This is a genomic window from Serratia ureilytica, assembly GCF_017309605.1.
GTDB classification, from domain to species: Bacteria; Pseudomonadota; Gammaproteobacteria; order Enterobacterales; family Enterobacteriaceae; genus Serratia; species Serratia ureilytica.
In genome coordinates, this window is sequence record NZ_CP071320.1 from 4,370,219 (window position 1) to 4,381,782 (window position 11,564).

10 protein-coding genes are annotated in these 11,564 nt (G+C 59.1%); 2 read left to right on the top strand and 8 right to left on the bottom strand.

Features of this window, described 5'->3' with window-relative positions:
* Nucleotides 1-54 precede the first annotated feature (54 nt).
* Nucleotides 55-993 carry a bifunctional riboflavin kinase/FAD synthetase gene (gene ribF, locus J0X03_RS20680; protein ID WP_033641817.1) on the bottom strand — a complete coding sequence of 313 codons (939 nt, stop codon included), beginning with the start codon at nt 991-993 and terminating at the stop codon, nt 55-57.
* A 390-nt stretch (nt 994-1,383) separates the two neighbouring features.
* On the opposite strand from ribF, the gene rpsT reads away from it, so the two are divergent.
* Nucleotides 1,384-1,647: a 30S ribosomal protein S20 gene (gene rpsT / locus J0X03_RS20685; RefSeq protein WP_004932960.1), complete on the top strand. Its 264-nt coding sequence runs from the start codon at nt 1,384-1,386 to the stop codon at nt 1,645-1,647.
* 71 nt (nt 1,648-1,718) lie between these two features.
* On the opposite strand, the gene nhaR is transcribed toward rpsT, so the two are convergent.
* The 4 genes from nhaR to dnaK form a co-directional block, all read right to left on the bottom strand.
* Entirely contained in the window at nt 1,719-2,618 is a 900-nt protein-coding gene (gene nhaR, locus J0X03_RS20690) for a transcriptional activator NhaR (protein ID WP_004932962.1), read from the bottom strand.
* A gap of 192 nt (nt 2,619-2,810) precedes the next feature.
* Nucleotides 2,811-3,977: a Na+/H+ antiporter NhaA gene (nhaA, locus tag J0X03_RS20695; RefSeq protein WP_089196576.1), complete on the bottom strand. Its 1,167-nt coding sequence runs from the start codon at nt 3,975-3,977 to the stop codon at nt 2,811-2,813.
* Nucleotides 3,978-4,212: 235 nt separating this feature from the next.
* Nucleotides 4,213-5,337 carry a molecular chaperone DnaJ gene (gene dnaJ / locus J0X03_RS20700; RefSeq protein ID WP_004932969.1) on the bottom strand — a complete coding sequence of 375 codons (1,125 nt, stop codon included), beginning with the start codon at nt 5,335-5,337 and terminating at the stop codon, nt 4,213-4,215.
* Between the two features lie 106 nt (nt 5,338-5,443).
* On the bottom strand, nt 5,444-7,357 hold the full coding sequence (dnaK, locus tag J0X03_RS20705; protein WP_033641815.1) for a molecular chaperone DnaK: 1,914 nt from the start codon (nt 7,355-7,357) through the stop codon (nt 5,444-5,446).
* Nucleotides 7,358-7,682: 325 nt separating this feature from the next.
* On the opposite strand from dnaK, the gene satP reads away from it, so the two are divergent.
* Complete coding sequence (gene satP, locus J0X03_RS20710; protein ID WP_033644189.1) at nt 7,683-8,282, top strand: acetate uptake transporter; 600 nt, start codon at nt 7,683-7,685, stop codon at nt 8,280-8,282.
* Nucleotides 8,283-8,325: 43 nt separating this feature from the next.
* On the opposite strand, the gene J0X03_RS20715 is transcribed toward satP, so the two are convergent.
* The 3 genes from J0X03_RS20715 to tal form a co-directional block, all read right to left on the bottom strand.
* Nucleotides 8,326-9,633 (bottom strand): MFS transporter, encoded by a 1,308-nt coding sequence (locus J0X03_RS20715; protein ID WP_160203958.1) that lies wholly within the window; start codon nt 9,631-9,633, stop codon nt 8,326-8,328.
* Between the two features lie 124 nt (nt 9,634-9,757).
* Complete coding sequence (gene mog, locus J0X03_RS20720; RefSeq protein WP_015376607.1) at nt 9,758-10,345, bottom strand: molybdopterin adenylyltransferase; 588 nt, start codon at nt 10,343-10,345, stop codon at nt 9,758-9,760.
* 151 nt (nt 10,346-10,496) lie between these two features.
* The gene (gene tal, locus J0X03_RS20725; RefSeq protein WP_004932982.1) at nt 10,497-11,450 is read right to left on the bottom strand and encodes a transaldolase; all 954 of its coding nucleotides are present in this window, start codon (nt 11,448-11,450) and stop codon (nt 10,497-10,499) included.
* Between the last annotated feature and the right edge of the window lie 114 nt (nt 11,451-11,564).

Consider the following 11,564-nt stretch of genomic DNA (forward strand, 5'->3'; position numbering starts at 1 on the left):
CGGGGTTCGCGCGGTTGCCGCCGCGATGCGGCTCGAATTGTTTAGGGTAAACGATTAAACCAGTGTTTTTAACCCGAAGAACTTCCGGGCCGTCACCACATCATTGGCGATTTGCTGCTTCAGGGCATCGAGCGAAGCAAACCGTTGTTCATTGCGCAATTTTGCGCGGAGCACCACCTCAATATGGCGCCCGTAAAGATCCATTGTGACATCCAGCAGATGCACTTCCAGCTGCTGGCGCACGCCGGCGACGGTCGGGCGCGTGCCGATGTTGGCCACGCCCGGCAGCGGCTGCGGCCCCAGGCCGTACACCTCCACCGCATACACCCCTTTCACCGGCGCCACCAGGCGCTTGAGCGGCAGGTTGGCGGTCGGGAAGCCGATGGTGCGGCCCAGCTCATCGCCGTGCACCACGCGCCCGGAGATGCTGTACGGGTGGCCCAACAGGGTCTCCGCCAGCGGCAGATCGTCCTCGCTCAGCGCAGTGCGGATCGCCGTACTGCTGATGCGCCGGTCGCCTTCGCGGAAGGTCGGGGTGCTGACCACGTCGAAGCCGTACTCTTTTCCGGCCTGCTGCAATAGCGGAAAATCGCCCTGACGCCCGGCGCCAAAGCGAAAATCATCCCCCACCATCAGGAATTTGACGCCGAGCTTCTCCACCAGCAGCTCGGCGACGAACGCCTGCGCGGTGTTGGCGGCAAAACGCGGATCGAACTTGACGCACAGCAGGTAATCAACGCCCGCCTGCGCCAGATAGTTGGCCTTGTCGCGCAGGCGCGTCAAACGGGCCGGCGCCTTGTCTGCGGCGAACATCTCCAGCGGCTGCGGCTCAAAGATCATGACCATCACCGGCAGCCCGAGGCGTTGCCCTTGTTGCTTCAACTGCTCCAGCAGCGCCTGATGACCGCGGTGTACGCCGTCAAAGTTGCCGATGGTGAGCACGCAACCATGGTGGCGCGCCCGGATATTGTGAATGCCGCGAATTAGCTCCATAGCTGGCTCAAAACAGTGTAAATCGGCGGATTATACCTTGTACAGCCGGTAAGGTTAACCCGCGATTGGTGCCTTTATGTAATAGACATACCATACCGGAGATAATCTGCGCGTGAAACGGCTTCACCGCAGTTTATCCCGCGCCGCCGGGCCGATTCTCGACCGCGGCCAACGGCTTGCGCCCGCCGCGGCAAATCATTGGCGAATTTTCTCGCGAAACACTGTATTCCCAAGAGCGAAGCTGGTAAAATCCTGCGCCATCACAACGTAGCGAGTGCCGCCTGTACAAACGGCGCTTATTTGCACAAATCCATTGACAAACGAAGGCTAAAAGGGCATATTCCTCGGCCTTTGAATTGTCCTCAATAGAATATATTTGGGAGTTGGACCTTGGCTAATATCAAATCAGCTAAGAAACGCGCCGTACAGTCTGAGAAACGCCGCAAGCATAACGCAAGCCGTCGCTCAATGGTGCGTACCTTCATCAAGAAGGTAGACGCAGCTATCGCAGCTGGCGACAAAGAAGCAGCACAAAATGCATTCCTGGTAATGCAGCCACTGGTGGACCGTCAGGCAGCTAAAGGCCTGATCCACAAAAACAAAGCAGCGCGTCATAAGTCAAACCTGACTGCACGCATCAACGCAATGCAATAAGCATTTCGTTATCTGCTTGATAAAAAAACCGGCTCAGGCCGGTTTTTTTACGCCCTGCGTTCAGTAAACCGCTAGCAGGAAAACAGCGCCGAGAAGTCTTTGTTGCACACCCGTTGCACCGCCGGATGCTGGATCATGCGCTCGGCAAAGATGATGTAATACTCCTCCTGCACACTGTCGATGCGCCCAATCTCCACCACATTGTCATCGTTGTAGGTATCCTGCGCATACAGCGTCGGCGCCACGAAAATCGCGTTGTGGTACATGCCGAAGGCCTTCATCAGCGCCGCATCGTCGAACTCGCCCAGGATCTCCACCTGAATGCCCTGCGTATTGAACCAGTTGAGCAGCTTGCGCCCCAGCATCGAGCGGCGGCCGGGGATCAGCAACTTACGCTGCTCCAGACAGGCCGGGAACGGCAACTCCGGCGCCGGCTGGCGGCAGAAGAAGCTGATGCCGCACTCGCCCAGCTTCAGCGAGAACAGCCCTTCCTGCTGGCTGGAGTCCACCGGGCAATCCGACAGGATCATATCCAGCTTGTGCTGGCTGAGCTGCTCCAGCAGCATCTCGTGCGTCGATTCAAAACAACGCAGGTGGATCTGCTCGTTGTCCACCACCACCGCCGTTTCCAATACCTGGCTGACCAACCGCTTCGACAGCGCATCCGCCACGCCGACGTCGAACAGCAGGTTCGACTCTTTGCGGTAGTTGACGATATCCAGCATTTCCTGGCTGAGCATGAACATCTTGTCGGCATAGCGGAACACCAACTGCCCCAGCTCCGAAGGCACCAACCCGCGCCCCTGGCGTTTGAACAGCTTGCCGTCCAACCGCTCTTCCAGCGCCTTGATCTGGCCGGTGATGGTCTGCGGCGTCAGAAACAACGCTTCAGCGGCGCCGACCACGGAACCGGCCTTGCAGACCTGCCAGAAATAGTAAAGGTGATTAAAGTTGATATGCGACATCCTCACGAGCGGCTCTCCTTAACAACGTTTCGCAGCGGCAAACGGTGTGCCGTGACGAGCGACAAACTTCCTTTCCCTGCTTCAGACAACGTATAGCCCCATTAGTCCCAACGAAGAACGGCCGAAGCTGCACATATTTTATACCGCACAGCTCCGACCAGCCATTTTATTGTGCGCCCCTGCCGGGCACTGACAGGATTAACGTACGCGCGGCAACGCCAGACGCAGTAATCCGTACCCCGCCACCGCCGCGGCGGTGGAGCCCAACAGGATCCCCAGACGGGAATAGGTGCTGAGCGCCGCATCGGCCTCGCCGAACGCCAGCGAGGCGATGAAAATCGACATGGTAAAACCAATACCACAGAGCACCGAAACGGCAAACACCTGTTTGAAGCCGATCCCCTCAGGCAAGCGGGCGATGCCCATTTTCACCGCCAGCAGGCTGAAGAGGAAAATCCCCAGCGGCTTGCCGATAAACAGACCGGCCGCAATCCCAACCGGCAGCAGCGAGGTCATTCCCTCCAGCGATACGCCCTGCAGAGAGACCCCGGCGTTGGCGAAAGCGAACAGCGGCAGGATCATGAACGCCACCCACGGGTGCAGCTCATGCTCCAACGTCTCCGACGGCGATGGCCCCTTCTTCACGTTCAGCGGGATCATAAAGCCGACGATCACCCCGGCCAGCGTCGCGTGCACCCCGGACTTGAGGATCGCCACCCACAACACCAGGCCGACCATCATATACAGCGAAGTTTTGCCCACGCCGCGCCAGTTCATCACCGCCAGCAGCACCGTCGCCGCGGCCGCCACCCCCAGCGCGATCATCGACACTTCGTGGGTGTAGAACAGCGCGATGATGATGATCACGCCCAGGTCGTCGATGATCGCCAGCGCCAACAGGAACACTTTCAGGCTGGTCGGCACGCGGTTGCCCAGCAACGCCATCACGCCCAGCGCGAAGGCGATATCGGTCGCGGCCGGGATCGCCCAACCCTGGCGGGTAACTTCATCCGCGCCGTTGAACAACAGGTAAATCAGCGCCGGCGCCAGCATGCCGCCCAGTGCGGCGATCGCCGGAAACACCGCCTTGTCACGCCCGGACAGTGAGCCTTGCATCAGCTCGCGCTTGACCTCGAGCCCCACCACCAGGAAGAAGATGGCCATCAGCCCGTCGTTGATCCACAGCAGCAGCGGCTTGGCGATCTCCAGCGAAGCTACCTTCACCATCACCGGCAGGTTAAGGAATGCCTGGTAGATCCCCTGCGCCGGGCTGTTGGCCATGATCAGGGCGACGATCGCCGCCGCGATCAGGATGATGCCGCCCGCGGCTTCCTGACGTAAAAATTGACGAATGATGTTGGTCACAATACGTCTCTCCAAATCTGAGCAAGGCGTAGCGCCCTGCGAAGCACAGTCATGAAGTGAGTATAGAGGGCGTTTTAATTCGAAAAAATAAGTTTATAAATGCTAAACAGCTCGAAAAAACCGATTAAAAGCACGAATAAGTCACATTTATATAAGGGATTAGCGGTTTGGCGCGCAAATAAAAACCCCGGGACAGAAGCCCGGGGTTCGCGCATAAGCTAACAGAAACAGAAGGTTAGCGAGTCAGATCGTCAAAGAACTTTTTCACCCCGTCGAAGAAGCTCTTCGAACGCGGGCTGTTCTTGTCGCCGGACGGGCCGCCAAGGCTCTCTTCCAGCTCACGCAACAGCTGCTTCTGCTTGTCGTTCAGATTGACCGGGGTTTCCACCACCACGCGACACAGCAGGTCGCCCTGGCTGCCGCCGCGCACCGATTTCACGCCCTTGCCGCGCATGCGGAACAGCTTGCCGGTTTGGGTCTCCGAAGGCACCTTCAGTTTCACCCGGCCATCCAGCGTCGGCACTTCAATCTCGCCACCCAGCGCCGCCATGGCAAAGTTGATCGGCACTTCGCAGTACAGGTTGTTGCCTTCACGCTCGAAGATCGGGTGCGCCTTCACCTGCACCTGAACGTACAGATCGCCCGCCGGTGCGCCGTGCTCGCCGGCTTCGCCTTCACCCGCCAGGCGGATGCGATCGCCGGTATCCACGCCGGCCGGAATTTTCACCGACAGCGTTTTGGATTTTTCTACCCGGCCGTGGCCATGGCATTTGTTGCACGGATCTTTGATGATCTGACCGCGGCCATGGCAATGCGGACACGCCTGCTGCACGGTGAAGAAGCCCTGACGCATCTGCACCTGGCCCTGACCATGACAGGTTGGGCAGGTGACCGGCGAACTGCCCGGCTTGGCGCCGCTGCCGTGGCAGACGTCGCACTCTTCCAGCGTCGGGATGCGGATCTCTTTGGTGACGCCACGTACCGCTTCCTCGAGGGTCAGCTCCATGTTATAGCGCAGATCGGAACCGCGGCTGGCGCGCTGACGGCGGCCTCCGCCAAAGATGTCGCCAAACACGTCGCCAAAGATATCGCTGAAGTCGGCGCCGCCGCCAAAGCCGCCGCCGCCCATGCCGCCCTGTTCAAAGGCCGCGTGCCCGTACTGATCGTAAGCCGCGCGTTTCTGGTCGTCGGTCAGGACTTCGTAAGCTTCTTTAACTTCTTTAAACTTGGTTTCGGCGTCTTGCTCCTGGTTGCGGTCAGGATGGTATTTCATCGCCAGGCGTTTGTACGCCTTTTTGATCTCACGTTCATCCGCCGTCTTGCTGACGCCGAGAATCTCGTAATAGTCTTTCTTCGCCATTCTTTCGCTTACCCTTAACATGCGTGCACGGGCGCAGAGTTGCCTCGACGCCCGTGCTGGTTTCCGGGAGCGGCATCTCGGCCGCCCCGTGCCCGCTTAAGGGCGATTATTTTTTGTCTTTAACTTCTTCGAACTCGGCGTCAACCACGTCGTCTTCTTTCTGCGCCGCGTTGTCCGCGCCGGCGTCAGCACCCTGCTGAGCCTGCTGCGCCTGAGCCATTTCCAGCAGCTTGCCGGAAACCTGCACCAACGCCTGGGTCTTCGCTTCGATCTCGGCTTTGTCTTCGCCTTTCACCGCCGCTTCCAGATCTTTCAGCGCCGCTTCGATCGCCGTTTTGTCTTCCGCCGGCAGTTTGTCGCCCGCTTCTTCCAGCTGTTTGCGCGTGCCGTGGATCAGGTGATCCGCCTGGTTGCGAGTCTGTACCAGCTCTTCGAACTTGCGGTCAGCTTCAGCGTTCAGCTCGGCGTCGCGCACCATTTTCTGGATTTCGTCCTCGTTCAGGCCAGAAGACGCCTTGATGGTGATCTTCTGCTCACGACCGGTGTTCTTGTCTTTGGCAGACACGTGCAGAATGCCGTCGGCATCGATGTCGAAGGTGACTTCGATCTGCGCCATGCCGCGCGGTGCCGCCTGGATGCCGTCCAGGTTGAACTGGCCCAGAGATTTGTTATCGCTGGCGCGCTTACGCTCACCCTGCAGCACGTGGATGGTGACCGCAGACTGGTTGTCTTCCGCAGTAGAGAACACCTGGCTGTGCTTGGTCGGGATCGTGGTGTTTTTGGTGATCAGCGGCGTCATCACGCTGCCCATGGTTTCGATACCCAGCGACAGCGGGGTAACGTCCAGCAGCAGAACGTCTTTCACATCACCGGCCAACACGCCGCCCTGTACCGCAGCGCCCACGGCAACCGCTTCGTCCGGGTTCACGTCTTTACGCGGCTCTTTGCCGAAGAAGTCTGCGACTTTCTTCTGCACCATTGGCATACGGGTCTGGCCACCCACCAGGATCACGTCCTGGATGTCGGAAACCGACAGGCCTGCGTCTTTCAGCGCCACTTTCAGCGGCTCGATGGAGCGCGCCACCAAATCTTCAACCAGCGACTCGAGTTTGGCGCGAGTCACTTTGATGTTCATGTGTTTTGGACCGGTCGCGTCTGCCGTGATGTACGGCAGGTTAACGTCGGTCTGCTGAGCGGAAGACAGTTCAATCTTCGCTTTCTCGGCGGCTTCTTTCAGACGCTGCATCGCCAGCGGATCGTTGCGCAGATCGATGCCCTGATCTTTCTTGAACTCTTCCACCAGGTAGTTGATCAGACGGCTGTCGAAGTCTTCGCCGCCCAGGTGGGTGTCACCGTTGGTCGCCAGCACTTCGAAGGTTTTTTCGCCGTCAACGTCGTCGATTTCGATGATGGAGATATCGAAAGTACCGCCGCCCAGGTCATAAACCGCGATGGTGCGGTTGCCGACTTCTTTGTCCAGGCCGTAGGCCAGGGCCGCCGCGGTCGGTTCGTTGATGATGCGCTTGACTTCCAGACCCGCGATGCGGCCGGCGTCTTTAGTCGCCTGACGCTGGGCGTCGTTGAAGTAAGCCGGTACGGTGATAACCGCTTCAGTTACCGGTTCGCCCAGGTAATCTTCCGCCGTTTTCTTCATTTTCTTCAGCACTTCCGCAGAGATCTGCGGCGGAGCCATTTTCTGGCCTTTCACTTCCAGCCAGGCGTCGCCGTTGTCGGCTTCGATGATTTTGTAAGGCATGATCGCTTTGTCGCGCTGCGCTTCTTCATCCTGGAAGCGGCGGCCGATCAGGCGCTTGATGGCGAACAGGGTGTTTTCAGGGTTGGTCACTGCCTGACGCTTAGCCGGCTGGCCAACCAGAGTTTCACCGTCCTGGGTATATGCGATAATAGAAGGAGTGGTGCGGTCGCCCTCGGCGTTTTCCAGCACGCGTGCCTTGGCACCATCCATAATTGCTACGCAAGAGTTGGTAGTACCCAGGTCGATACCAATAATTTTGCCCATCTAAACGTCTCCACTAAAAAATTCATAAGTCAGTCAGGTTGCTAACCTATATGCGGGCGATTTTTTGCTTTTCAACTGCCCGATATCTCAGTGCGACCCGCGGTTAGCAGCTGCGGTTGCAAATAAGATGGGGCCATCCAGCTCGGCATCAAGGGGCAAGGCAAAAAAAATTTCTTTTTTTATCGTCATTCAGATCATTGTTTCCGGCTGCGGGGATCATTATGATGCGCGCGCTCTGATGGAAAACTTCGATTTTTTGGCCATTCAGACCATTTATGATTTTACTTCGCTGTTTCCGTTAATTTTCTGTTATCGCAGAGGACTTATGCACACCAACAAGTTGGCGAATCCCGGCCCTCTCGGCCTGATGGGCTTCGGGATGACCACCGTCTTGCTGAACCTGCACAACGCGGGCTTTTTCCCACTGAACTCCGCCATCATCAGCATGGGGATTTTCTTCGGTGGCCTGGCCCAGATCCTGGCCGGCCTGCTGGAGTACAAGAAGGGCAACACCTTCGGCATGACCGCATTCACAGCCTACGGCAGCTTCTGGCTGAGCCTGGTCGGCCTGCTGCTGCTGCCGCGTTTGGGCCTGGCGGAAGCCACCGAGGCGCACGTGCTGGGCATCTATCTGGCGCTGTGGGGCGTCTTCACCCTGTTCATGTTCTTCGGCACCCTGGGCGCCAACCGCGTGCTGCAGTTCGTGTTCGCCAGCCTGACGCTGCTGTTCGCCCTGCTGGCCGTCGGCAACATCACCGGCAACCACGCGCTGCTGACCTTCGCCGGTTATGAGGGCATCATCTGCGGCGCCAGCGCCATCTACCTGGCGATGGCCGAAGTGCTCAACGAGCAATACGGCCGCACCGTGCTGCCGATTGGCGAACCGGCCTCGGCCCGCGTCGCGGCATCGCCGGTCACGGCGTAATCGCCCGCCCCTGACGAAAAAGCCCTGCAATGCAGGGCTTTTTTTAGCTGTAGGAACCGGCTCGCCGCTCGCCGGCTTCGCTGTTCAGGTCGCGATGCAGGTAGACACCGAGCAGCAGCCCGATAAGCGACAGCGCCAGCACATAGTAAGCGGGCGCTAACGGGGTTAATTTCATGATCAGCGTCACAAAAATAGGGGTTAAACCGCCAAAAATAGCGTACGAGACGTTATATGAGAACGAGATGCCGGTAAACCGCACTTCCGCCGGGAAAGCCCGCACCATCACGTACGGCACGGCCCCCACCACGCCTACGCTGAAACCCACCAGCGCATAGCAGGCGAACAGCATTTCCGGGCGCACGCCCACCGTCTGATAGAACAGCCAGCTGCAGCCGGCCAGCAGCAAACTGCCGACCACCAGCGTTTTGCTGGCGCCGAAGCGATCGGCCGACAAACCGGCGACGATGCAGCCGGCGATCAGCATGATGGTGGCGATGCTGTTGGCCTGCAGCGTCAGGGCCGGCGCAATGCCGAACTGTTTTTGCAGATAGGTCGGGGTCATCAGGATCACCACCACGATACCGGCGGAGAGCAGCCAGGTCAGCAGCATCGACACCGCCACTTCCCGTTTGTGGTTGAACACCACCGATTTCAGCGGCAGCTCCTCGGCCAGCGCTTTGCGCGCCTGCATCTCGATGAAGATCGGCGTTTCCTGCAGCCAGCGGCGCAGGTACATCGCCACCAGGCCGAACATGCCGCCCAGCAGGAATGGAATGCGCCAGCCGCCGCCGGCAATGCTCTGCGGGCTAAGCGTGGTGTTGATCACCGTCGCCACCACCGATCCCAGCAGGATGCCCACCGTCAGCCCGGCGGTCAGCGTGCCGCAGGCGAAACCGATGCGCCGGCGCGGCACGTGTTCGGCGACGAAGACCCAGGCGCCCGGCACCTCACCGCCGATCGCCGCCCCCTGCAGCACGCGCATCAGCAGCAGCAACAGCGGCGCGGCGATGCCGATGCTGGCGTAGGTCGGCAGCAGGCCCATCGCCAGCGTCGGCAACGCCATCAGCAGAATGCTCAGGGTAAACATCTTTTTGCGGCCGACCAGATCGCCGAAGTGCGCCATCACGATGCCGCCCAGCGGGCGGGCCAGATAGCCGGCGGCGAAAATGCCGAAGGTTTGCACCAGCCGCAGCCATTCCGGCATGTCCGCCGGGAAGAACAGGTCGCCGACCACGGCGGCGAAGAATACGAAGATAATGAAGTCGTAAAACTCCAACGCGCCGCCCAACGCGGCCAACGTCAGCGTTTTGTAGTCTTGCCGGTTCAGCCGGCGATTAGTGTCGTGAGGCATAGGGCACCGTCGGTAAAGGCTGTAAAAATAAAAGCCGCAGGCTTTCTGTAAAAGAATCCTTACTATAGCGGCAAATTATTTTCACACCAAACGGGCTGAAGCCGATCTCGCAGATTGCTGAAATTTAGAGGTTTATCTCGCGACGCGCGCTCTTTGGCCGAAATGCTGCTACCACTGCGGCATGCGTTTCGACATAAGGCCCGTCGAGCAGCTGAATGCAATAAGGCACGCTGGCGAAGATGCCGTGCACCACCGCATTGCCCTGCTCGTCCTTCACCCCTTCCAGCGTTTCCTTGATCGACTTTGGCTGGCCGGGCAGATTGATGATCAGCGCCTGCTTGCGGATCGCCCCCACCTGGCGAGAAAGAATTGCCGTTGGCACATAGTGTAGGCTGATCTGACGCATTTGCTCGCCGAAACCGGGCATCACGCGATCGGCTATCGCCAGCGTGGCGTCGGGGGTGACGTCGCGACGCGCCGGCCCGGTGCCGCCGGTGGTCAGCACCAGATGGCAGCCCATTTCGTCCACCAGCTCACACAGCGTTTGTTCAATTTGCGTCTGCTCATCGGGGATCAGCCGGGTTTCCAGCTTGAACGGCGTCGCCAGCGCGCCGGCCAGCCATTCCTCCAGCGCCGGAATGCCTTTATCCTGGTAAACGCCGCCGGAAGCGCGGTCAGAAACGGAAACCAAACCAATACGTAAAATATCCATGCGTAACCTCTACAGCCTGATGGGGTCCGAACGGGTTCGTCTCCCGTTCTGTTGTCATTGCCGAGAGTATAAGGGCTTCCCCCGCCGGCGGGAGCGTCGGGCATAAAAAAAGGTGGCCTGAGCCACCTTTTTACTGCGCGATCTGCGGGAATTACAGCAGGTCGGCGATCATTTTTTCCAGTTTGCCCTGGTCTACGGCGAACTTGCGGATGCCGTCGGTCAGTTTCTCGACCGCCATCGGATCCTGGTTGTGCTGCCAGTAGAATTCAGGTTCGGTCAGTGCGGCAGGACGCGCCTTCACTTCACCGGTATAAGACAGTTTGCGCTCCAGCGCGCCTTCGCTCTCCGCCAGCTCTTTCAGCAGCGCAGGGGCGATGGTCAGGCGGTCGCAGCCGGCCAGCTCGATGATTTCGCCGACGTTGCGGAAGCTGGCGCCCATCACCACGGTGTTGTAACCGTGTTGTTTGTAGTACTGGTAAATCTCGGTCACGGAGATCACGCCCGGATCTTCGTGCGGCGCGAACTCTTTCTTGTCGCCGTTGGCTTTGTACCAATCGAGGATACGGCCGACGAACGGCGAAATCAGGTAAACGCCGGCTTCGGCGCAGGCGCGAGCCTGAGCGAAGGAGAACAGCAGCGTCAGGTTACAGTTGATGCCTTCTTTCTCCAGCTGCTCCGCCGCGCGGATGCCCTGCCAGGTCGAGGCCAGTTTGATCAGAATGCGATCGTTGCTGATGCCGGCTTCGTTGTACAGCTTGATCAGGCGCTTGGCCTTGGCCACGCTGGCGACGGTGTCGTAAGACAGACGCGCGTCAACCTCGGTGGAGATGCGGCCCGGAACCAGTTTGAGGATCTCCAGACCGATGTTGACCGCCAGCTTGTCGGCGGCGTCGGCGATCTGCTGCTCGCGATCGCTGCTCTGGCCGCGCGCCCAGGCGATGGCTTCGTCAATCAGTTTGCGGTATTCAGGAATTTGGGCTGCATTGAGGATCAGCGAAGGGTTGGTTGTGGCGTCCTGCGGTTGATACAGCTTCATTGCCGCGATATCACCCGTATCTGCAACCACTGTAGTCAGCTGGCGCAGGGAAGTTAATTTGTCGGTCATGTTGGCATTATCTCATCGTTTGTGCATGAACTTTTGGCATTGTTCAACCATGCCCTGCCCTGATAATAACATGCGCCAAGCCCGGTGCAAGGCTGGAAAACCGCGGCGCGCAAG

Excerpts from the sequence above, each read along its gene's own strand:
- mog (WP_015376607.1), bottom strand. The coding sequence starts at position 10,345 with ATGGATATTTTACGTATTGGTTTGGTTTCCGTTTCTGACCGCGCTTCC.
- ribF (WP_033641817.1), bottom strand. The coding sequence starts at position 993 with ATGGAGCTAATTCGCGGCATTCACAATATCCGGGCGCGCCACCATGGT.
- dnaK (WP_033641815.1), bottom strand. The coding sequence starts at position 7,357 with ATGGGCAAAATTATTGGTATCGACCTGGGTACTACCAACTCTTGCGTA.
- satP (WP_033644189.1), top strand. The coding sequence starts at position 7,683 with ATGCACACCAACAAGTTGGCGAATCCCGGCCCTCTCGGCCTGATGGGC.
- tal (WP_004932982.1), bottom strand. The coding sequence starts at position 11,450 with ATGACCGACAAATTAACTTCCCTGCGCCAGCTGACTACAGTGGTTGCA.
- J0X03_RS20715 (WP_160203958.1), bottom strand. The coding sequence starts at position 9,633 with ATGCCTCACGACACTAATCGCCGGCTGAACCGGCAAGACTACAAAACG.
- dnaJ (WP_004932969.1), bottom strand. The coding sequence starts at position 5,337 with ATGGCGAAGAAAGACTATTACGAGATTCTCGGCGTCAGCAAGACGGCG.